23 protein-coding genes are annotated in these 21,900 nt (G+C 62.4%); 8 read left to right on the top strand and 15 right to left on the bottom strand.

Translation table 11 applies throughout. The annotated features are described in order from the left end of the window. Positions 1–62 precede the first annotated feature (62 nt). On the bottom strand, positions 63–782 hold the full coding sequence (locus P3G66_RS01865; protein WP_030537011.1) for a DUF6319 family protein: 720 nt from the start codon (positions 780–782) through the stop codon (positions 63–65). A 314-nt stretch (positions 783–1,096) separates the two neighbouring features. On the opposite strand from P3G66_RS01865, the gene P3G66_RS01860 reads away from it, so the two are divergent. Then, complete coding sequence (locus tag P3G66_RS01860; RefSeq protein WP_208690623.1) at positions 1,097–2,089, top strand: adenylate/guanylate cyclase domain-containing protein; 993 nt, start codon at positions 1,097–1,099, stop codon at positions 2,087–2,089. A 3-nt stretch (positions 2,090–2,092) separates the two neighbouring features. Here P3G66_RS01860 and P3G66_RS01855 read toward each other — a convergent pair whose 3' ends face one another. Continuing rightward, a complete protein-coding gene (locus P3G66_RS01855; RefSeq protein WP_042448361.1) occupies positions 2,093–2,743 on the bottom strand; it encodes a TetR/AcrR family transcriptional regulator in 651 nt (216 codons plus the stop codon). A gap of 56 nt (positions 2,744–2,799) precedes the next feature. Here P3G66_RS01855 and P3G66_RS01850 point away from each other — a divergent pair, with 56 nt between their 5' ends. Continuing rightward, positions 2,800–4,344, top strand: a complete 1,545-nt coding sequence (locus tag P3G66_RS01850; protein ID WP_047270745.1) for an MFS transporter — start codon at positions 2,800–2,802, stop codon at positions 4,342–4,344. Here the strand turns inward: P3G66_RS01850 and P3G66_RS01845 are convergent. After that, positions 4,332–4,844 carry an Lrp/AsnC family transcriptional regulator gene (locus P3G66_RS01845; protein ID WP_054831433.1) on the bottom strand — a complete coding sequence of 171 codons (513 nt, stop codon included), beginning with the start codon at positions 4,842–4,844 and terminating at the stop codon, positions 4,332–4,334. The genes P3G66_RS01850 and P3G66_RS01845 overlap by 13 nt on opposite strands. A gap of 195 nt (positions 4,845–5,039) precedes the next feature. Between P3G66_RS01845 and hppD the strand changes: the two genes are divergently transcribed. Next, complete coding sequence (gene hppD / locus P3G66_RS01840; RefSeq protein ID WP_047270743.1) at positions 5,040–6,245, top strand: 4-hydroxyphenylpyruvate dioxygenase; 1,206 nt, start codon at positions 5,040–5,042, stop codon at positions 6,243–6,245. Positions 6,246–6,251: 6 nt separating this feature from the next. Here hppD and P3G66_RS01835 read toward each other — a convergent pair whose 3' ends face one another. From P3G66_RS01835 to P3G66_RS01815, 5 genes are all read right to left on the bottom strand, one after another. Beyond that, entirely contained in the window at positions 6,252–6,902 is a 651-nt protein-coding gene (locus tag P3G66_RS01835; protein WP_020909123.1) for an NUDIX hydrolase, read from the bottom strand. After that, a complete protein-coding gene (locus P3G66_RS01830) occupies positions 6,899–8,185 on the bottom strand; it encodes an adenylosuccinate synthetase (protein ID WP_161120303.1) in 1,287 nt (428 codons plus the stop codon). Before P3G66_RS01830 ends, P3G66_RS01835 begins: the two co-directional genes overlap by 4 nt. 12 nt (positions 8,186–8,197) lie before the next feature. Further along, a complete protein-coding gene (locus P3G66_RS01825) occupies positions 8,198–9,184 on the bottom strand; it encodes a hypothetical protein (RefSeq protein WP_042924860.1) in 987 nt (328 codons plus the stop codon). Positions 9,185–9,189: 5 nt separating this feature from the next. Continuing rightward, a complete protein-coding gene (locus P3G66_RS01820; protein ID WP_042448370.1) occupies positions 9,190–10,221 on the bottom strand; it encodes a hypothetical protein in 1,032 nt (343 codons plus the stop codon). Positions 10,222–10,305: 84 nt separating this feature from the next. After that, complete coding sequence (locus P3G66_RS01815) at positions 10,306–11,205, bottom strand: LysR family transcriptional regulator (protein ID WP_276116106.1); 900 nt, start codon at positions 11,203–11,205, stop codon at positions 10,306–10,308. Between the two features lie 188 nt (positions 11,206–11,393). Here P3G66_RS01815 and P3G66_RS01810 point away from each other — a divergent pair, with 188 nt between their 5' ends. Together P3G66_RS01810 and P3G66_RS01805 are read left to right on the top strand one after the other, a co-directional pair. Beyond that, on the top strand, positions 11,394–12,032 hold the full coding sequence (locus P3G66_RS01810; RefSeq protein WP_007732640.1) for a hypothetical protein: 639 nt from the start codon (positions 11,394–11,396) through the stop codon (positions 12,030–12,032). Continuing rightward, positions 12,029–12,805 (top strand): SDR family NAD(P)-dependent oxidoreductase, encoded by a 777-nt coding sequence (locus P3G66_RS01805; RefSeq protein ID WP_007732641.1) that lies wholly within the window; start codon positions 12,029–12,031, stop codon positions 12,803–12,805. The genes P3G66_RS01810 and P3G66_RS01805 overlap by 4 nt, the downstream gene beginning before the upstream one ends. 15 nt (positions 12,806–12,820) lie before the next feature. On the opposite strand, the gene P3G66_RS01800 is transcribed toward P3G66_RS01805, so the two are convergent. Beyond that, entirely contained in the window at positions 12,821–13,582 is a 762-nt protein-coding gene (locus P3G66_RS01800) for an SDR family oxidoreductase (RefSeq protein ID WP_058226566.1), read from the bottom strand. Positions 13,583–13,781: 199 nt separating this feature from the next. On the opposite strand from P3G66_RS01800, the gene P3G66_RS01795 reads away from it, so the two are divergent. Continuing rightward, positions 13,782–14,558, top strand: a complete 777-nt coding sequence (locus P3G66_RS01795) for an SDR family oxidoreductase (RefSeq protein WP_003940546.1) — start codon at positions 13,782–13,784, stop codon at positions 14,556–14,558. A 110-nt stretch (positions 14,559–14,668) separates the two neighbouring features. On the opposite strand, the gene P3G66_RS01790 is transcribed toward P3G66_RS01795, so the two are convergent. The 6 genes from P3G66_RS01790 to P3G66_RS01765 are packed head-to-tail and all read right to left on the bottom strand — an operon-like array spanning position 14,669 to position 20,333. Beyond that, positions 14,669–15,490, bottom strand: a complete 822-nt coding sequence (locus P3G66_RS01790; protein WP_003940443.1) for a MaoC/PaaZ C-terminal domain-containing protein — start codon at positions 15,488–15,490, stop codon at positions 14,669–14,671. Between the two features lie 14 nt (positions 15,491–15,504). Next, entirely contained in the window at positions 15,505–16,683 is a 1,179-nt protein-coding gene (locus tag P3G66_RS01785; protein WP_276116105.1) for a lipid-transfer protein, read from the bottom strand. Next, positions 16,683–17,111, bottom strand: coding sequence for a MaoC family dehydratase (locus P3G66_RS01780; RefSeq protein ID WP_054781185.1), 429 nt, complete (start codon positions 17,109–17,111; stop codon positions 16,683–16,685). Before P3G66_RS01780 ends, P3G66_RS01785 begins: the two co-directional genes overlap by 1 nt. Further along, complete coding sequence (locus P3G66_RS01775) at positions 17,108–18,223, bottom strand: acyl-CoA dehydrogenase family protein (RefSeq protein ID WP_054781184.1); 1,116 nt, start codon at positions 18,221–18,223, stop codon at positions 17,108–17,110. The genes P3G66_RS01780 and P3G66_RS01775 overlap by 4 nt, the downstream gene beginning before the upstream one ends. Further along, positions 18,223–19,170, bottom strand: a complete 948-nt coding sequence (locus P3G66_RS01770; protein WP_042448383.1) for a MaoC family dehydratase N-terminal domain-containing protein — start codon at positions 19,168–19,170, stop codon at positions 18,223–18,225. The genes P3G66_RS01775 and P3G66_RS01770 overlap by 1 nt, the downstream gene beginning before the upstream one ends. Further along, positions 19,167–20,333: an acyl-CoA dehydrogenase family protein gene (locus tag P3G66_RS01765; RefSeq protein ID WP_003940442.1), complete on the bottom strand. Its 1,167-nt coding sequence runs from the start codon at positions 20,331–20,333 to the stop codon at positions 19,167–19,169. The genes P3G66_RS01770 and P3G66_RS01765 overlap by 4 nt, the downstream gene beginning before the upstream one ends. A gap of 130 nt (positions 20,334–20,463) precedes the next feature. On the opposite strand from P3G66_RS01765, the gene P3G66_RS01760 reads away from it, so the two are divergent. Both P3G66_RS01760 and P3G66_RS01755 read left to right on the top strand, forming a co-directional pair. Beyond that, positions 20,464–20,922 (top strand): nuclear transport factor 2 family protein, encoded by a 459-nt coding sequence (locus P3G66_RS01760; RefSeq protein WP_276116104.1) that lies wholly within the window; start codon positions 20,464–20,466, stop codon positions 20,920–20,922. Positions 20,923–21,036: 114 nt separating this feature from the next. Continuing rightward, the gene (locus P3G66_RS01755) at positions 21,037–21,894 is read left to right on the top strand and encodes a MetQ/NlpA family ABC transporter substrate-binding protein (protein WP_003940478.1); all 858 of its coding nucleotides are present in this window, start codon (positions 21,037–21,039) and stop codon (positions 21,892–21,894) included. Positions 21,895–21,900: the final 6 nt, after the last annotated feature.

Here is a 21,900-nt window from a genome sequence, read left to right as displayed (position 1 = left end):
GCCGGTAATCTCCCCGCTGCAAAAAACGCATACCCCGGAAAGTGCGGACCTACGCAGCGTTTCTAGTCGGTAGCTCCGAGCGCTTCGAGCATCTTGCGTGCCTCCTCGAGCTGACGACTCAACTCGTCGACTCGCGCTGCAGCCATGTCCCGTGCAGCGACGATGATGGACTCGACAGCCTCGATTGCGGTGGGCTCACCCAACTCGCGGACAGCTCGCTCGACCGCATCGGGTGCGACCGGAACTGCTTTGCCCGGACGCTTGGCGCCCTGTGTGACCGTCACGCTCCAGTCGTTGTCCGCGCCGGCATGGATGGTGACGCTGATACCGGCCGGCAGTTTCTTCGCACGCTTGACGGCCGGACGAGGTGTCGCGGCAGGGGCAGCAGTGGCAGTCGGTACCGGAGCGGGTGCAGGCTGCGCACGCGGCTTCGGTCGAACAGGCTCTACGAGTGGCTCCATCAGGGGCTCGGACTCCACAACTGGTTTGGGCCGTGGCGCCGGTTTGGCCGGTGCCGCGGAGACGCGGTTTATGCGCAATTCCTCTGCCTCGAAAGGCAATTCGTCGTTGACGCCTTTGGGGCGGATCATCACGGTGTTGCCGTCCACCGACACGACTTTCGCCGAGGTACCGGCTTCGATCCCCAGGCTGGGAGTCGCCTCGCGCAGATAGACGGTGGCGCGCTTGCCTTCGGCGACAGCCGTGGCGAGCGCTGCCAGATTGTCCGCAGTGAGGTGATCCGGCGTTGATGCGGCAGCGCCGGAACGTCTACGGGGTGGCATGCGCAGGTCCTTTCAGAAGTATCTCGTGCATTTCGGTATCGACAGTGCTTTTCTCGGGGCAACTCTTGCACAAGCCACCGACGTGTTGACTCTCACCGCCCGCCTGAGCCCGAGGATCCGTAGACGGTTCGGCCAATTCAGTACTGTTCTCGGGGCACCGCGTGGAAGATGGTGGACAGAAATTCGTTGCGGCAATAAGGAGCACGGTGAGCAGTTCGGAGTCAGAGTGGATCGACGAGGTCACCGAACCCGCCCCTGCTGAATCTCACGTTGCCGAACCTCACACTGCTGATCCGGTCGACGTCGATGCTCATCTGCTCAGCCGGATTCAAGCCGACATCGAGGAGTCCCTCCTCGGCGGACCGCGCTGCTTCACGCAATCGCAGATCGCGGAATTCGCCGGTGTGACACGCGAGCGTGCCGATCGTTTGTGGGTCGCGATGGGCTTTGCCGTCGACGAGGATCCTGACGCCGTCATGTTCACCCAGCAAGACGCCAACGCCCTCAAGACGATCATCGACATGGTCAATCGAGGAGTCATCTCGCAGAGCAGTGAGGTGGCTGCCGCCCGTTCACTGGGGCAGTCGATGTCGAGGTTGGCTGAGTGGCAGGTCTCGCTGATCAGCACACACATCATCGACCAGCTCGCCGACTCGGCAGATCACGAGCCCGAAGCGATCCGGAAGATCGTTCTGCGCCTCGGCGCCGAGATCATTCCCGCTGTCGAATCTCTGCAGACGTACGTATGGAAGCGTCACGTCGCGTCGTCGACGGGCCGCAACGTGGGAAACCCGGGCGAAGAAGTAGCGAGTCGTGTTCTGGTTGTGGGTTTCGCCGACATCGTCGGGTACACCTCGCTGACCCGCGGCCTCGACTCCGCCGAACTCAACGATCTGCTCGAGCGGTTCGAGTCCGCGTCCACCGAAATCATCGGTCGCAACTACGGCTGGGTGGTCAAGACCGTCGGTGACGAGGTCATGTTTGCCGCCGAGAGTCCTCATCACGCAGCCGAGATCGCTTTGCAGATCCAGCAGGCGGTCCTCGCCGATCACGACGATCCGCAGCTTCGGGTGGGCCTGGCCATGGGGCCGACGTTGGTTCGCTTCGGAGATCTCTACGGTTCGGTGGTCAACAAGGCCGCGCGCCTCACCAGCTCTGCTCGTCCCGGCACCGTGCTGATCGACTCCGAGTTGGCCACCCAACTCGGCTCGGACGCCAATTTCAAACTGCGGCACCTTCGTCCGCGACGAGTACGCGGAATCGACAGGCTCGAACAGTACGTCCTTCGACGCAACCTGGAGCCGTGAGCGTCAGCTCGACACTCCGCGTGCAGCCAGAAAGTCGTCCACGATCTGCTCACACGCAGCCTCCCCGAGAGGCGTCAGCGTGGCCAGCTTGGTGAGCACCAAAGGTCCGACCAACTGAGCAAGTGCGACGTCGTAGTCGTACTCCCCCAACGCGTCGATCGCGCCCGGCGAGCGCAGGATCCGATCGAACGCGTGTCGGTACTGCTCGAAAACCGTCTGGCGCAGCGATCGCAATTCGGGCTTGTCCGTGGACAGGGCATCGACGCTCGAATAACCCTTCAGTTCCGGCCCCAAGCCGAGCCAGCACATCGCCGTCACCTGGATCGGTGCGCTTTCGATGGCCTTGGCCTGACTGGTCAACAACTCGAGCAACTGCGCGCGGAGATCGCCTTCACCGGACATCTCCGGCACCGGCGGCAGTAGACGTGCAAATGCCGCGGCGAGTAACTCCGTGCCGCTGTCGAAATGGCGATACAGCGTCGCACGCGCGACGTTGGCCAACTTGGTGACGGCATCGATCGTCACGGCGTCGACGCCGCCTTCTGCCAGCAGCGTGGTCGCTGCGTCGAGCAACCTGGACCTGGAACGCTGTTTGCGCGGGTCCTCGTCGTTTCCCTGCTGTTCGATTCCCTGCTTGTCGATTCCCACCGTCACAACTTCAGTTATACCCACTTGGGGGTTGTGGAACTGCTGTTCTTGTAACGATACTGATGGTCTTGTTTCTATCGGGAGGTTTCGTGAGTAGCGATACGACGCTCGAACAGTCCACGTGGACCATCCGACAGATCTGGATGCTGACGGTCGCGTGCTGCGCCGTCGCGCTGGTCGTCGCAGCGATGGCCGCGCTCAACACGGCCCTTCCCGACTTGGCCCGCGATACCGGTGCAACACAGAGCCAGCTCACGTGGATCGTGGACGGGTATACGCTCACGCTGGCTTGTCTCTTGTTGCCGGCGGGCGCACTCGGCGATCGATACGGTCGACGAGAACTGCTCATGTTCGGACTACTCGTTTTTGCTGCCGGCTCGTCGATTCCGGTCTTCGCGGACGAACCGTCGTGGATCATCGTCTCCCGCGTGATCTCCGGCGTCGGCGCCGCGTTTGTCATGCCAGCGACGCTGTCTCTACTCACTGCAGGTTTCCCGCCGGCGCAGCGTGCCCGCGCCGTCGGAGTCTGGTCCGGCGTCGCAGGGTCCGGTGCAATCGCCGGACTCGTCGTCTCCGGGCTACTCCTCGAAAAATGGTCCTGGCATTCGATTTTCGTCAGCCTGGCCGTCGTCTCAGTTCTCATCCTCGTGGTGTCGTTCACGATCGTGACGTCGAAGGACACGGAGGCAACTCCACTCGATCTACCTGGTACAGCGCTGATCGCCGGCTCGATTGGCCTGTTCGTCCTCGGGATGATCGAGGCGCCCGCCCGTGGCTGGCTCGATCCGGTGGTTCTCGCATTGCTGATCGGCGGAATCGCCATGACAGCAATCTTCAGCTGGGTCGAATTACGCACTCGCCACCCACTTCTGGACGTCAGACTGTTTGCCAATCGTGCATTCGGCAGCGGCGCGGCGTCGCTGACCCTGCAATTTCTGGCGACCTTCGGCCTGTTCTTTCTGATCGTGCAGTATCTGCAACTGGTGCTCGACTACTCCCCTCTGCAATCTGCGCTAGCCCTTATGCCGATCGCCGTGCCGGTAATGGCCCTGTCCGTGGTTGCGCCCCTGCTGATTCCGCGTATCGGTCTACGCGCCCTCACCGCAACCGGAGTCGCCTTCCTCGGAACCGGAATTGCACTCCTGACGCGCTTGGATGCCAGTTCGACCTATGCCGAAGTCTGTGTTCCCTTGGTAGTGGCCGCCATTGGATTGGGTTTGTCGACAACCCCCGCCACTGCTGCCATCGTCTCCAACGCACCGGACTCCAAACAGGGGGTTGCCTCAGCAGTCAACGACGCAACCCGTGAGATCGGCTCCGCCATCGGCGTTGCACTGGCGGGAAGTATCCTCGCCGCCGGCTACGGAAATCACGTCCAGCCCGCGGTCGACTTGCTACCCGAACCGGCCAAGGAGCCGGTATCCGGTTCTCTGGCCGCAGCTCTCCACGTCGCCGAAGCAGCCGGGCCGCAGGGTGCCCAGTTGGCCGAATTCGCCCGTGAAGCCTTCATCAAAGGCATGGATCAAGGAGCACTCATGCTCGCCGCGATCATGTGGGTATCCGCGATCGTTCTGGGATTCTGGGCTCCGGGTCGTCAGCGAGACTGATCGTCGTGTCTATACGCGGGAGCTTTTGTCGTCTGCTTCGACTGCAGAGTCTGCAGTAGGGGCATCGACCGGAGCGGCACCACAACCGAGAGAACCATGACGCTGGTCGACCGGGTGGCTATCCCCGACCGATTCAGTTCGAGCAGCGTCGCTTGCAAATCCTCGTGCGACGCAGCGGCAATCCGGCACAGCACGTCGCCGGAGCCGGTGGTGGCAAAGGCTTCGAGCACACCGGGGATTGCCTCGAGTTCCGCGGTGACGGTGTCGAGCGCCCCCTGGGCGATCTGCAAAGTCACGAATGCTTGTACTCCGAAACCCGCTGCAGCCAAATTGACGTGCGGCGCGTATCCGGCGATGACGCCCGCATCTTCCATCCTTTTCAATCTCGCCTGCACTGTCGCCCGCGCAACCTTGACCTGACGCGAAAGCTCCAACGCACCGGCTCTCGGGTGCTTGTTCATCGCGTCCAACAGAGCCAGATCCACTGCGTCGAGATTCACGTCCGCTCCACTCGTCGTTCAACTATGCAAATTGCCTACAAAACAGTGCCACCATCTTCGCATTCCGGCGCTGTGTCTACTTTCAACTACCTCCGTTGACTACCCAACCTCTGAAGGACTTATCTGTTTGTACCGGCAGTGCCGAACATGACTCGAGCACCGCGCTGTGTACATCGCACTCAGAGGGGACTCACCATGACCGTCGAACAGACTCTCACCGACGACGAACAGTTGGCCGGCCTGGATCTGGAGCAATTGCGCCAGTTGGTCGGCTTGGTCGAGTACGACAGCGATCACGATCCCTTCCCCGTGAGCGGTTGGGACGGCCTCGAATGGATCGTCGGAAATGCCACGCAGACTTCACATTTCTTCCAGTCTGCGTTCGGCATGGAATTGGTGGCCTATTCAGGCCCGTCGACGGGAAACCGCGACCACCACGCGTTTGTACTCAAAAGCGGGGCCGTGCGGTTTGTCGTCAAAGGTGCTGTGGATCCGGCAAGTCCGCTGATCGAACATCACAGCCGTCACGGCGACGGTATCCGCGACATCGCGCTCAGCGTCCCTGACGTGGACAAGTGCATCGCACACGCCATCACCCAAGGCGCGACAGTGTTGAGCGAACCGCACGACGTCACCGACGAGCACGGCACCGTTCGCCTGGCCAGCATCGCGACGTACGGCGAGACTCGGCACACCCTCGTCGACCGTTCCCGCTACACCGGCCCTTACCTTCCCGGATACGTCGAACGGACGTCGTCGTACCGCAAGCGTGACGGCGCGCCCAAGCGAATCTTCCAGGCCCTCGACCACGTCGTCGGCAATGTCGAACTCGGCAAGATGGACCAGTGGGTCGACTTCTACAACCGCGTCATGGGATTCACCAACATGGCCGAGTTCGTGGGCGGCGACATAGCCACCGACTACTCCGCGCTGATGAGCAAGGTCGTCTCGAGCGGCAATCACCGAGTCAAGTTCCCACTCAACGAACCTGCCATCGCGAAGAAGCGGTCACAGATCGACGAGTACCTCGAGTTCTACCAAGGTCCCGGCGCTCAGCATCTCGCACTTGCGACCAACGACATCCTCGGAGCAGTCGACGCTCTGGCCGACGAAGGAATCGAGTTTCTCTCCACTCCGGCTTCGTATTACGAGGATCCAGAACTGCGCGCGCGTATCGGAGAGGTTCGAGTTCCGATCGAGGAATTGCAGAAGCGAGGCATCCTCGTCGACCGTGACGAGGACGGCTATCTTCTTCAGATCTTCACCAAGCCGATCGGAGATCGTCCCACCGTGTTCTTCGAGATCATCGAACGCCACGGCTCACTGGGATTCGGGTTGGGAAACTTCAAAGCCCTGTTCGAAGCGATCGAGCGTGAGCAGGCCGCGCGGGGCAACTTCTGAGGTAGGTCAGCTGTTTTCGGTCCACGCCCAGACCACCGCGGGTCGCCCGGTGGCACTGACCCGGACTCGTTCGTCCGTACGTTCCAGCCCTGGCAACGCTTTGAGCGTCCGGTTCAAATTGCCCGGGTCCGGACGCACACCGGAAAGCTCCTCCGCCACGGCCAGCGCGTACGACGCCGGAAACGACGGACCCAGTAGTGCCCGCGTGAATGCCTGATCTCGCCACAACAGGGTGTCAGCAAGGATCGGGCGGGTATCGGCGACTATCCGATTGTGGTCGAACGCAAGGTCCCCCGGGTTGTCCCAGCTCACCCATTCGGCCGAACCCGGCACCTCGTCCGACGAGATCACTGCCCACATGGTCACCGAGAGCGTCGGACCGCGGGGGTCGCGATTGGGTTCGTCGAACACGGTCAATTGACCGCTGACGAGGATCTTCTCGTCGGGAATTCCGAGCTTGGTGGTCACGGCTCGCCTGGCGGCGTCCTGCAACCGCTCACCGGCGCCCAGCAGTACACCGGGCAGCGCCAACTGCCCGGTGTACGGCTCCGCTTGCCGCGGAGTGACGGCAAATCGCAACATCCCGGGTTCCGGATTGCCGAACCGGAGCGCGATGACATCGATCGAGACAAGTGACTGGTCCACACCGTCCATCATGCAGGCACTGGGCATCGCATCTGACGATCGACCCGGTCGGCACCGTTCGCGGTCAGCACTACCGGCGCACCCATTTCCTCGCTCAGATACCGGGCGAAATCCTCCGGGTCGGCCGGAAGTTCCTTCGGCACGACCCCTACGGCTTTCAGGGAATCTGTCAGCGCCTGCTGGTGATCGAGATCCTTCCACTCTCCGACGGGAACGAACGGCAATCCTTCGTACGCGTGCACCCCGTGGATCGGGACGCCTGCAGCCCGCGCGCGATCCATCGCGTCGAGATGAGTAAGCGCCAAACCGTCGACGCCACCGCTCACCTCGATTGCGTAGTGCAACAACAACTCGTCGAGGTGGCCCGTCCGGAATCCGCCTTGATACTCACCCGTCCCGTTGTGCAGCTCGGGCAACACCTTCGCCAGCTCCGGATCCTCCGTCGGGAAGGGCCCAGCTCCGTGTCGTGTCATGTACGTGCGGGTGACGCCGAGTACGTAACTGTCCCGCCCCAACTCGTCGATCATCGCTCGCGCGTTGGACGGCTCGACCGTCGACCACGTGGTGTGTGGGTGAAACCCCCGCCACTCGTCGAGAAGGACACCTTGTGCCCCCTCGAATACCAGACGACCACGGGCACCCAACGCGCCCAGCGCATCCGGGTCGGCGATGTCCACGACGGCACCGAATTCCGCGTACATGTCGACCATGTCGTCGATCGGCGGAAAACCGTGGCGACTCTCCGCGATCAACGGTCCGTAGAATGTGGCCGACGCCGACAACTTACGACGCAAGGAATCAGGTCGCCGGCAGTCTCCCACCGTAGGCGCATTCGCAACTTCGAGCGCATACGCCGCGGTCTCACCGATCCCCTTGCCACACGAGCCGTGTCGGTTACCGCCGCGAGCATCCTCACGGGCCCTGTTGGCGGCCACGTGAATCGGCGTCGTCAACAATGCGCGCGCGTCGATCCGTATCAGATCGAACGGATTTCGAACTCCGAGCGCTTCCAGAGCACGCGCCTCCCGGGCGAGGGCGATGGGCTCGACCAACACGAATCTCGAGAGAAACGTCGGGACGCCGGACAGCGTTCCCGAACCGAACTGCGAAAACGTGTGGTGGTACTCGCCGACCGTCACGTTGTGCGCTGCCTGTGCCCCACCGTTGAACCGGACCACTGCGGCCACACCCAAATCGGCTTGGTCGGAGCAAAGCCAATCGACGGTTGCTCCCTTCCCCGCATCTCCGAACCCGAGGTCTACGACGACGATATCGCGGTCTTCGAACGGCTCCATCATGCTCTCCTTCTATGCGAAATCAACATCGTCCGTATCGGTTCCGAGATCGTGGGGCAACCCGGCCACCGTCGCGGTGCTGCGCCCTGGGATCACAGCGAGAGCCTTGCCGACGGTCTCGGCTTCAGCTCTTGAACCGATGTCGCGGAGATCCGCCAGTCCGTCACGCAGGTCGATGCGGTCCTCACCGATTCCGACCGTCAGCGCGATCAGTTCGCACACCGCAGCGGGGTCGTCGAGTTTGACGAAGCGTTCACCGAGCAACTTCTTCCAGTGATCCGCGATTTCCGGATCGTTGAAGTACGACGACTGATCTGGCAGAACGAAGTAGACATTCCATCTTTCTTCGAGTTCACGGTAGATCGACGAGACCGATACGTCCTGACGTACCTTGTCGCCGATCACCGAACGGATGTGACGAGCCGAGAGCCGCGGCTTGTTCAGCTCGTCGCCGATGATGAAGAGGTAGCCTTTCCTTCCGCGCTTCTCCCAGGCATCCGTACTGGTGTGGCGCGCCATGAAATATGCTGCCAATTCATAGCTTTCCGACTTCTGTCCACCACCGTTGCCCTCGAGGAAGATGGTCCGAAGCTGCTCGTCCATCGCGTTACCCGACTCGAACTGACCGACTTGTAGTGGCACCTGATCGGAATCGGCGTCGCCGATACCACCGAACAGAATCTGCGGATCATCCGCGTATCCCTTGCGTTGCAGCAGCCCGTGCAGCTTTCCGAGCTTGTCCTGCATGATTCGAGGAACAGCGCCCATCGAGCCGGTGACATCGAAAAGCACTGCTATCGGGAGAGAATCGGGGTGCCCGGCCGAGTCTCGGCATTCACGCTTGTCGACGCCGAAGGGGTCGAGGGTCGGGTCCGCTTTCCAACTGCTTCGCGGACGCGACCGAAGCGAATCGGTGTAACCGAAATCGTCGACACCGCGTGCGGCACGAAAAGTCTTGCCCGCCAAATAGGTGTTGTCGTCCCAGTTTCCGTAGCCCATGACAATCACTGTCCTTTCGTGGATGGAACGGCGAACGGACGAAATGTCCGCTGGCCATAGAGAAGATCGAGGAGTTCGTCGAACTCACCCAGTAGGTCGACCGCGTCGGGACGCAATCTCGGGTTGTCCTGCATGCAGCCGTCGGCAAACGCCTTCATCCGTTCGTGGGTCTGCTCGCCCAGCATTCGGAGCATCAAATGATGAGCCATGTAGACGTCCCAGGCCGGAGACGCTCCTTCGCCGAGTTCCGGTGGGTACGAATCACGATCGGAACCGATCGTCGCCACCGGGCGGCTGCCCGTACGGGTGGCAAAGGACCAGCCGACCAGCACCACCCCGTGCCGATCAGGCTCGATCAGCACGTTCTCCGCGGTAATCGCGGTGTGCACCCAACCAGTCGCATGAGCTGCTGCCAGAGCCCGAAGTAGCCGTCGGTGCATCCACGCCCAGTCCCGTGGATCGAGGCCACCCGGATACGCCTCACGGACGTCGGCGAGACTCACAAAACCTTCGGTCAGATCGTCCAGCACATCGATCTGACGTCTCGTGCCGCTGCCCACATGGGTGATTTGATCGATCAATCGCGGGAAGTACGAGACTGCCCAACCGGCTTCGCACGAATTCTCGATGTCCGTCAACACATTCCGTTCGGCCTCGATCATCGAGTTCGCCCGAGGGTCTCGCGGAATCTTGAGTACGACACGGGCATCGGACCGGTACAGGTTAGCGACCGAGCCGCGCGCTACCAGTCCACCCAACGTGTACTCGCCCCGCTCGCCGACATAAACGGGCCGAGAATCTGCCGGCTCGAACTCCGCTGTCCAACTGCGGTATAGCTCGTTCAACCGAGATGTTGCGGCCGAGTATCGCACCCGATCTTCGGGCTTCGCCCGGTCCGGATGAATGGCGGAGGCGAGCCGATGAAAACGACGCTTCGCAGCGCGACGGGTGTCGAGATCGCTGGAGTCTCCCCCGAACACATCGGCCGAAACTCGTGCTGCCTCGACGATTTCAAGTGCCGTGCTGATCGTTTTCATGGTTTTAGTCTATCTGACTAAAACGAAGACGGCAAGAATGCGTATTTCATCCGAGTACATGCGCATCACATCAGGACACGGCAATCACCTGGCGGTACCGAGGGCTGAAACAGCTTTGCGTAGCTCGATCACTGCCGGACTGCTGTCGCCCTCGCGGGTACACAGATCGATCGAACACTGCTCGATGTCGGAAATGCGCACGAAACTGATATCCGAGCGGGTGTAGTACTCGGCAATGGTTGCTGCCGTTATCACCACCGCCCGACCGTTGGCGACAACCTCGAGCGCTTCGTCCATCGTGCGGACAGAGGGACCGTACCGGACGGGTACACCACTCGGGCGCGGGTCCACCGACCACCATTTCACCCATTCGGGTGGTGCGCCGTCACTCGAAACCTGCACAGTCCCATCTATTTCAGAAATCTCGATGCTCGCGCGACCCGCCAGTTGGTGCCCTCGAGGCAGAGCCACCACCCGCGGTTCGACGCCTATCCGTTCGAGCACCGCACCGTCGAGCACCGGCAGTGGCGGTCGCACGAAGGCCGCGTCGACGGTCGCGCTCGCCACCGCGGAAACCTGTTGGGACCAGTCCAATTGGACCAGCTCCACCTCCGCATGCAACGAATCGATCACCGCACGTCCCAAACTTCCGGCCGCCCCGTTGATGAATCCGATCCGCAACCGCCTGGCCCGCCGACGCTCGAGTGCGTCGAGCCCGTTCATCGCGCGGACGGCGAACTCGAGAGCGGGCCGTGCATCCGCGACGAACACCTCACCCGCGGCGGTGAGCACCACCGGGTGCGAACTGCGATCGATCAACTCGACTCCCACCTGCTCCTCGAGTCGACGAATCTGCTGACTGAGAGCAGGCGCCGTGACGAACAACCGGTCTGCCGCTCGTCCGAAGTGCCCTTCCGCCACGACGACGAGCAACGAGGACACCAACCGCAGATTCAGATCTTCACCTCTTCTCGCCTTTTTCATTACCGTCCATTCGGTTGTCTTAGGCCGCCGTTCGCCAGCAAAGTGATGACCATCACGGTATCTGAACAGCGGAGTTAAGCAAACTGGCAATTGTCGAACGAAGTTCTACATGTACAGCGAATGCCACGTCAGGTCACAGTTGTCGCAGATCCGGACAGCCCGCCGAATCCGCGAAACCAGGAGATGTGATGAGCAAGTACGAGCACGAATTCGTCCACATGATGGATGGCGTCGAAAAGCAATTGGAAACCATCGACAATCCGCGGCACCAGAAGATCCTCCGAAACTACCGGCGCCACGCATTGCTCGAGGTCTCCGGTCGTTACAAGGAAATCCTCTCGCCCGACATGACCGTCGAAGAACCCGTCTACCGGTTGTTCGAAGACGGGCAGTCGATTGTTCTGGACGGCATGGACGCCGTCACCAACTTCTACCAGTCACTCGCCGAGACGGACACCCTTGTCATGTGGACCGGACAGTCCGACTTCGCGGTCTCCGACAGCGGATTCTCGGGTGAGACTCTCTTCAGTCAATTCGTCCCAGGATCGATTCTGGGAGACGGGGTGTTCGGCGCGGTGCACGAATCGGGTGGATCCACCCCCGCAGCCCCCGAACAGTCGTCGGACATCGACCCCGACGGTTGGTATCTCGTGCGTCGGACCTTGGCATTTGTCTGGCCGTACGACGAGCAGGGGCGACTCATCGGTGAGCATGTCTACGAAGATTCTGCTTCGAAAGTCGTGACCAAGGTGGACCCGAGCGAGGTCATCACGGCGGCGCGCGCAGCCGAACTGCTTGCCCCACTGCTCGAAACGCACCTGCCGTGAGCGCGCCCGTAGCCATTGTCACCGGCGCAGCTGCCGGGTTGGGCGCCGCTATTGCCGAGCGCCTTGCGGAGGACTTCGGCACCCTGCTTCTCCTCGACATCGAAGAGGCCGCACTCGCCGACACCGCAGCACGCCTGGAAAGCCTTGGCGTAGCAGTCCACACGGCACGATGCGATGTTCGACGTGAAGGTGACGTCAAGAACGCCTTCGACGTGGCTGCATCGGCCGGAAGCCCGACTGCACTCGTCAACGGCGCCGGAATCGGCGTCTTCACTCCGTTCCTCGAGATCACCGAAGACCAGTGGGACAACACCTTTGCGGTGAACACCAAGGGCAGCTTCCTGATGTGCCGCGAATTCGTGAGCAGAACCGAGGGTCCGGCAGCGATCGTCAACATCGCGTCGATCGGTGCCCGCTTGGGCGGTGACATGCTCGCGCACTACGGACCGTCGAAGGCCGCCGTGATCGAGATGAGTCACAGCGTCGCCCGGATCGGTGCGACTCGAGGACTTCGCTCGAATACGGTCATGCCCGGCCTGATCCTCACCGACATGTGGCTTCGAACCATCAAGGAACTGCGTCGACGCGATCCCTCGCTCACAGATGTTTCCGATGCTGACGTCTTCGATTCTTTTGTCGCACAGATGGTTCCGATGGGTCGAGCTCAGACGCCCGGAGACATCGCCGAGATGGTCGCCTTCTTGCTCAGTGACAAGGCTCGCAACGTCACCGGCCAGACGATTGCCGTCGACGGCGGCGCCGTGATGACCTGATCGGGTCGATGGCGGTCAGCCCCAGCGCGACTGGCCGCCGTCGAGCGGGATCGTGGCACCCGTGAGGTACCCGGCGTCTTCGCTGACGAGGAAGACGACGGCACGACCGATGTCGGTCTCGGGGTCTCCGACGCGTCCCAGCGGAATACCTGCGACAAATGCCGCTGCCTCTTCGGGATTCTTGTCCATCCACCACTGCAACGCGGGAGTCTTGGCGTGCGGGGCAACATTGAGAACGCGAATGTTGTCCTTGCCCCATTCACAGGCCGCAGCGCGGGTCAACGAGCGCATGCCTTCTTTGATGGAACCGTAAGCGCCGTAGTTACTGGCATCCCAGCGCACCGCCGCCGAGGTGACCATGTTGATGATGACGCCACCGCCACGACTGTTCATGTGGGGGTACGACGCCTGCATCATGCGCAGGGTGGCGAGCGGCCCCGTCGCGAAGGAACGCTCGAAGTCTTCGTCGAGCACGCTCGAGAGTGGGCCGGGCTTGCAGTCGTTGGCGTTGTTGACCAGGATGTCGATTCCGCCGAACAGTTCGACGGTACGGTCCACGGCGTCGGTGATGTCGTCCTTCTTGCTGACGTCGCAGACCACCGCCTCACCGCGCGCACCGATGTCAGCCAGTAGTCCGCACGTGGTGTGCAACTTGGATTCGGTGCGGCCGGCAACGGCGATCACGGCGCCCTCTTTGGCCAAGGCCAGGGCAATCCCCTGCCCGATTCCCTGACCCGCACCGGTGATGAGTGCGACTTTGCCTTCGAGCTTGCCCATGTGACTACTCCAATGTCCGTCGACGCAGAGGTCCCTTTTGCGGGAGGGACCGGTCGATTCTGGTGACTGCCGCTGTTTGTCGTCTACACTCGACCTACAAAACAACCAAGCACTTGCTTGACCCTAAGGTGTGCGACCACGTCGCGTCAATCACATTGGGCGGCAATTCAGCTCGGCACCGCACCAGGAAGGCTCCACCGTGACACTGCCCAACCCCGTCGATTTCAGCGGACGCTCGGTGATCGTCACCGGCGGCACCAAAGGCATCGGCTACGTCATCGCCGAAACCTTCCTCGCCGCGGGTGCGAACGTGCTGGTCTGTGGCCGTAACGAGCCCGAAAACCTACCCACCGCCGACGGCCGTAGCGCAGCCTTTCGCGCCACTGACGTCCGCGATCCCGCCGACGCCGCAGCCCTCGTCCAGGATGCCGTCGAGCGCTTCGGCCGTCTGGACGTCCTGGTCAACAACGCCGGCGGCTCCCCCGATGCCGATGCTGCGACGGTGTCACCCCGCTTCGTCGAGAAGATCGTGGCCCTGAACCTGTTGGCACCCTTCAACGTTGCCCAGGCCGCAAATGCAGTGATGCAGACTCAGGACGACGGCGGTGCCATCATCAACATCGGCAGTGTCTCGGCGATCGACCCGCAGCCCGGAACCGCGGCGTACAGCGCAGCCAAGGCAGGCCTCCTCGTTCTGACCAAGGCATTGGCCCTCGAATGGGCGCCGAAGGTCCGGATCAACCACATCACCACCGGCCTGATCCGTACCGAGGCTGCCGCCGAGGTCTACGGCGCCGACGGCGGCGCTGCGGTCACCAGGACCATTCCGATGGAGCGCATGGCCGTGCCGGCCGATATCGCCAACTCCTGCCTGTTCCTGGCGAGCCCGCTCTCCTCGTACGTGAACGGCGCCGACATCGCCGTTCACGGCGGCGGTGAGTACCCGGCTCGCTACATGGCGACCCACCAGGATTGAAACAAATACGAAGCAGCCCCTGAGCGGATTCGCTCGGGGGCTGCTTCTTCGTGTGAACAACTGCGGGGCGCGACGAGGGGTCAAGCACCCCGCAGTTGAGTCTGGAGGGACTAGCGAGCGGAGAAGCTCACTCGTGCACCGGAAATCGCTACCTGATCACCCTTGGTGACCTGGAAGGCCAGGTCGTCGGGAGTTCCCCACGCAACGATGGACGGCGCTTCACCCGGATGGATTGCCGCAGCGAATCGACCCTCGAGGCTCACGAGGTCCGCCGGATGCACTCCGGCGACCCGGGCAAGCTCGAGCGTGCTCGCGGCCAACGTGCACAGGCCGTGCATGATCGGACGCGGCTGGTTGATCCGCGCCGCAGCCTCGGGATCGATGTGGATGTGGTGCTTGTCGCCCAGGAGCCGGTACATCGCCGTCTGGTTCTCCGCTGTGGTCAACACACCGGTCAACGAAGGCTCGCCGGTCGGCTCCGCCGGACGTGAGGGTCCACGTTCTCCGCCGAATCCACCGGCACCGGGGGCAAAAAGTGACCAGGTCGCGACGAAGTATTCGCACTCCACCTTCACTTCGAACACGGCCGCTGCGCCCTTGTCCCACACCTCGCCGACCGAAGCCTTCAAGGTCACGTCACCGCTACGCGGAAGCGGAGCAAGCACTTTCAGCTCTTGCGAGCCGTGCAGTGCCGTCGAGGTGTCGAAGGCGCCCGCCGAACCCAGAGCGTCGGGAGCCCACTGCGCCAGCGTCAGAGCAAAGGTCGGCAGTACCCGAAGCTGATCCTCGAAGACGAGGTCCAGCTCGGTCGCCTTGGCGCCCACGGCAAGTGCGTACAGGATCGCGTCGCGCTCGGTGTACGACACGGTGCGGGTCCCGAGATCGGCTCCACGCCAATCGCCGGCGGTCTTCGCAGCTTCCGAAGTTGTCACTGTCTTTTCCTCTCTCAAACAGCGCCGAGAACGAGACCGCTGGTGGGTACTGCTGTTCCGGCTGTGACCAATACGTTTTCGACGCCCTCGGGCTGGTTGGTCGACGTGCCTCGCACCAGTCGCACACCTTCGGCAATTCCGTTGACACCGTGCAGGTACGCCTCGCCGACCTGACCACCGTGAGTGTTGGACGGCAGGCGTCCACCGATCTCGAGGTTGCCTTCGCGGATGAAGTCCTTTGCTTCGCCTGGCTTGCAGAAGCCCAGTTCTTCGAGCTGGGGAAGCACCAACGGAGTGAAGTGGTCGTACAGGATCGCGGCGTTGATGTCGTCCGGTGTCAGGCCGCTCTGGCCGTACAGCTGACGAGCAACCAGGCCCATCTCCGGGATACCGGAGATGTCGGGCCGGTAGTAGCTGGTCATCATGTGCTGATCCTTGCTACTGCCCTGAGCGGCGCCCTTGATGACGACGGGCTTGTTGGCCAGATCCTTTGCGCGCTCGGCAGAGACGATGACCAATGCCTGGCCGCCGTCGGTTTCCTGGCAGCAGTCGAGCAGGTGCAGCGGCTCGGCGATCCAGCGCGAGTTCTGATGGTCCTCGAGTGTGATCGGACGCTCGTAGAACCAAGCAGCCGGGTTGTTGGCGGCATGCTTGCGCGCCACCACTGCAACTCGTCCGAAGTCCTCACTCGTCGCACCGTACTGGTGCATGTAGCGGCGGGCGAACATGGCGACCCACTGAGCGGGAGTCGACAATCCCTGAGGAGTCATCCACCCATACGCGGCGCGGTCCGCCGTGCTGTCCATCGGTCGATCGTGTTGGCCCAGGCCGTAGCGCACACCGGAGCGCTCGTTGAAGGCGCGGTAACAAACCACGACGTCGGCAACACCCGTCGCAACTGCCATGGCCGCCTGCTGCACGGTGGCACACGCAGCGCCGCCACCGTAGTGAATGCGCGAGAAGAACTTCAGCTCGCCGAGGCCACAGTTGCGAGCCACGATCGCTTCGCCGTTCGTCTCCGACGTATAGGTGGACAGACCGTCGACCTCGGACGGATCGATACCGGCGTCAGCGAGTGCCGCGACGATGGCCTCACACGCCAACTGCAGTTCGGTGCGGCCGGAGTTCTTGGAGAACTCGGTGGATCCGGTGCCGACGATGGCGGCGGCTCCCGAGAGTGGGCTGATCGCCATCAGGGCCTCTCCTCTTCCTTGAAAGCGACTGCGACGGTGCCGGATGCATGGTTGCCGAGGCTGTTTGCACCCTGCACCTTGACCACGACCACTCCGTCTTCCTTGGACACGACCTCACCGGTCATCGTCATGGTGTCACCCGGGTAGTTGGGCGCCCCGAGACGAATGGCGATGCGGCGCAGGGTCGATGCAGATCCGGCCCAGTCCGTGACGTATCGACCGACAAGACCGTTGCTCGTGAGGATGTTCATGAAGACATCCTTCGAGCCACGCCCCTGGGCCAGGCTCGGATCGTGGTGCACGTCCTGAAAATCGCGAGTGGCGATTGCCGTGGCGACGATCAACGTGCGGGTCAGCGGGATCGCCAACTCGGGCAATGCCTCTCCGACAACGACGTCTGCGTAACTGCGACCGGCAAGTACGGTCATGCGAGCACCTCCACACCGGATGCGAGCTGCGCACCCAGACGCGCCAGATCGGAGCTGGAACCACCGAGGGTGGCAGCAATCTGCTTGCCCCACAACAGATGACGGTGAACCGGGTAGTCGGTGTCGACGCCCATGCCGCCGTGAACATGCGTGGTGCGATGCACGACGCGCTGTCCGCCGTCGGTAGCCCACCACTTGGCGACCAGTACCGAGGTGCCGAGATCCAGTCCCTCGGAGATGCGCCAGGCGGCCTGCCACAGTGTCACGCGCATCGCTTCGAGATCGATGTAGCAGTCAGCGAGTTGATGATTGACGGCCTGGAAGGTCGCCAGCGGACGGCCGAACTGCTTGCGGCCGTTCAGGTACGTGACGGCCTGCGCGACTGCACCCGACCCGACGCCCCATTGGATTGCGGCCAATGCCAGCTGAACGCGGTCGATCAGCCACGGAACCGTGGTGCCGTCAGCAGCACCGATCAGCTGCGCGGGGGCACCGGCAAAGGTGACGTTGGCACAGATCTCCCAGTTGGTGGACTGCGTCTGTTCGAGCGTCACTCCCTCGGCACTCAGGTCGACCAGCAGCAGTGCCGTACCGGTGGAAGCGGTTGCCGAAACGAGAGCAAGGTTCGCGACGTGAGTCATCGGCACTACTGCCTTCTCACCCGTCAGAGTCCAGTTGCCGTCGGCGTCCTGCTCAGCCGTGGTCAGTGGGTCGCCGCCCGTGTACGGACCGAACTCTTCGAGACCGACGGTCAGGAATCGACTGCCGTCGGCAACTCCCGGAAGGAGTTCGGCGCGAAGGGAATCAGAGCCGAGTTCGTTGACAGCCAATGCTGCAAGGGTCGTTTCCCAGATCGGCACGGCCGCAACGTGACGTCCCTGCTGTTCGAGCAGTGCGTACAGCTCGGACAAGCCGAGGCCACCGCCGCCGAACTCCTCCGGCAGGGCGATACCGAGCAGGCCGGTGCTCGCGAGTTCGCGCCACAGTTCACGGTCGACGCGCTCAGCGGAGAGTTCGATCTCCTTGGTGCGCTCGATCGTTGCCTTGCTGGTGAAGACCTCGTCGGCCAGTGCGCGAATTGCTTCCTGCTCTTCGCTGAAATTGAAGTCCATCAGTGCTCCTCGCGTACGGCCGGCCGGAACGCGGGAAGCGTCAGATCCGGGTCGGCGTCGATCCAGTCAAGTTCCACGGGCATGTCGACCACGACATCTTCGGGCGCGATACCCACCATGTTGGCGATCAATCGGGTTCCCTCTTCGAGTTCGATTACCGCAACGATGAGCGGGTAGTCGAACGCGTCGATCTTGGGGTGATGATTGACCACGAAGCTGTACACCGTGCCACGCCCCGACGCGTCGATCGTGTCCCACTCGAGTGACCGGCACTCGCCGCACATCGGGCCGGTGGGATGACGCAACGTCTTGCAGGACGTGCAGCGCTGGATCACCAGACGGTGCTCCTTGGCCGCTTCGAACCAGAAGGCATTGTCCGCGTTGAGAGCCGGACGCGGACGCAGTGCACGAGGAGCTTCGGGCGCAGCAGATTCCTGAGGTTTGAACCGCAGCGTCCGCCACCGCTGGGTGCCGACAACCTGATCGTCACCGTTGCGGTAGGTCTTGAGCGTCGTGACGAAGTGTCCGACACCGAGGCCGGTCTTCTTCTCCGGCGAAATCGACTCGATGACCTCGGTGTAGTTAACGCGATCGCCTGGGCGCAGTTCGGCGAAGAACTCCTGATCGGAATCGGTGGCCACGACAGAGCTGTAGCCGGCTGCGTCGAGGGTGGCGATCAGATCGGTCCACACCTGCGACGGGTCGTTGCCCGCCATCTTGTCGGTAAAGGTCCGCATGATCCAGACCTGAAGCATCTGAGCGGGAGCGACGACGCCGTCACGACCGGTGGCGCGGGCAGCGTCGTCGTCGAGGTAGACGGGGTTGGTATCGCCCATGGTCTCGGCCCAATGCCGGATCATGGGGATGTTGACCTCGTCTGGCCCCCAGGTGGTGGGAACAAGCGTCTGGCCTACAAAAGCGTCGAGTTGCGCCGAAATGTCGCTCACTTGACCCTCTTTTCGCGAACGAGTCCCAAGCCGATGGTGCCGACCATGTCCCGCAGAACTTCGTTGACGCCGCCGCCGAAGGTGTTCACGACACCCTGACGCGAGATCTGCTCGATCTGACCGGCAAGCAGAGCGCCCGGAGACTCGGGGCGGATGCGACCGGCGGAGCCGAGAATTCCGAGCAGGGTGCGGTAGACGTCGACGTGAGTCTCGGTCCCGTACGTCTTGGTGGCACCGGCGTCGGCTCCGGAGAGCGTGTCCTGTGCGACGGCTGCCGTCATCTTCCAGTTCAGCAGTCGCATGGCCTCGAGCTTGGCGTGTGTGCGAGCGAAGTCCTGTTGCACCCACGGGATGTCGATGGCGCCGTTTTCCTTGGCCCAGTCCAGGACCAGGTTCCACAGACCGTACGTGCGACCACCGATGGCCGCCAGGCCGATTCGCTCGTGGTTGAGCTGAGCCGTGATGAGCTGCCAGCCACCGTTGACCTCGCCGACAACGTCCTTCGACGGAACTCGAATGCCGGAGTAGTACGTGGACGTCACCATCAAGCCGCCGACGGTGTTGATCGGTGACCACTCGAAGCCTGCGTCCTCGGTGGGGACGATCAGGATCGAGATTCCCTTGTGCTTGGGGGCATCCGCGTCGGTGCGGCAGGCCAGCCACACGTAGTCGGCAGTGTTGGCGCCACTGGTGAAGATCTTGTTGCCGTCGACGATCCACTCGTCACCGTCGAGAACCGCACGAGTCTTGAGTGACGCGAGGTCGGTGCCGGCCTCGGGCTCGGTGTACCCGATTGCGAAGACGATGTCGCCGGCCAGGATGCCGGGCAGGAAACGTTCCTTCTGTTCTTCGGTGCCGTACTTCATCAACGTCGGTCCGACGGTATTGACCGTCACGAAGGGGAACGGCAGACCTGCGCGCTGAACCTCGTCGAAGAACACGAACTGCTCTTCGATGGAGCGTCCCTGTCCACCGAATTCCTTGGGCCAGCCGATACCGAGCCAACCGTCCTTGCCCAGCAACTTCACGATCTCGCGGAAGTACTCGCCACCCACACCTTGCTCGCCGGCCGCGCGACGCTTCTCTTCCGGCAGCAGCGCCGCGAAGTACGCGCGCAACTCCTTGCGGAGCTCCTGCTGCTCGGGCGATTCCCTCAGATCCATCGCTGTTTCTCCTATGGCATTCATGGCTGGCAACTCTTGGCCTGGACGCTAACCAGATGCCCAGGTGGGCGCTGTGAGTGTCTCGATGAGCGGGAAGCCGAAACATGAGCGGCGTCACATAGGGTGAGATATGCGCATGGACTCCTCGGATCGCGTCGCTCTCACCGACTTGGCCGCCAGGTACGCACAGGCCGTCGACCGCCGAAACACCACTGCACTTGCGGCTCTCTTCACTGACGACGTGGCATTCGTCTTGCCGCCGGCACTGAACGGAACGGGTGCGCCGACGGAGATACGTGGGAACTTCGTCGTCAGCAGTTCGGTGGTCGATGCCGTCTCACATCTGCACTCGACCCGGCACATCGTCGAGCAGCAGATCCTCGACCTCGACGGCCCCACCACCGCACACGGTGAGGCTTACTGCTCCGCTCACCACATCTATCCGCGGGGCGAGGGCCACCGGGACAACCGGATCGAGATCCGTTACCAGGACAGCTTCCAAAAGGTCGACGGCACCTGGCTGTTCTCGCGTCGTGAATTGGTCGTCGATTTCGCCGAGGACGTTCCGGTCATCCTGCTCGGACAATAGGTACATGAAAAAATCGCGGTGATTCTGTATCTCCTCACGGGAGGTTTACCGGGCTAGCGTTCAGCAACTGTCACGCCATCTCGGCGTGCGTTCGGCTATGTCTTGGAGATTCACATGTCACGCTCGCGCACCAGAAGATTCCTCGCTGCCTTCGCAGTGGCCGCCGTCGCAGTCGGAACCGTAGCCGCGTGCTCGAGCGACAACTCCTCCGACGAGAACGCACCTCTTCGCATCGTCGCTTCTTCGGTTCCGCACGCCGAGATCCTGAAGTTCGTCGAAGAGAAGGGCCTGCTCGGTGACACCAAGATCGAGGTCAGCGAGATCACCGGCGATCTCGACGCCAACGAGGTGCTCGAAGCCGGAGACACCGACGCCAACTTCTTCCAGCACGTGCCGTACCAGGAATCGTGGTCGAAGGAGAAGGGTGTCGACGACCTGGTCGCCGTGGCGAAGGTCCACGTCGAGCCCCTCGGTGCATATTCCAAGAAGGTCACCAACGTGGCCGACCTGCGCCAGGGCGCAACGGTCGCTTTGTCCAACAACGTGACGAACTTCGCCCGTGGGCTGTACCTGCTGCAGCAGGCCGGTTTGATCAAGCTCGATCAGCAGTTGGGCGCCCCCGGCACCGACATCACGCAGATCAGCGAGAAGAACATCATCGACAACCCCAAGGGACTCACGTTCACCCAGGTCGATCCCCCGCAGCTGCCGCGCACGCTCGACGACGGAAATGTCGATCTCGCAATCATCAACGGCAACTACGCAATCGAAGGTGGCCTCAACCCGGCCAAGGACGCCCTGGTGCTCGAGAAGGCCGAGGGCAACCCGTACGCCAATGTCCTGACCGTACGCACCTCGCTCGAAAACGATGCGCGAGTACAGAAGTTGGCCGAGGCATTGACGTCCGCCGACGTCGCGACGTTCATCGAGCAGACCTATCAGGGCTCGGTCATTCCGGCCAGCGCTACCTGATCGAGA

The organism is Rhodococcus sp. C3V (genome assembly GCF_029269915.1).
GTDB classification, from domain to species: Bacteria; Actinomycetota; Actinomycetes; order Mycobacteriales; family Mycobacteriaceae; genus Rhodococcus_F; species Rhodococcus_F qingshengii.
Note: the sequence above shows the minus strand (reverse complement) of the source record. Positions and strands in the feature narration are given on the sequence as shown.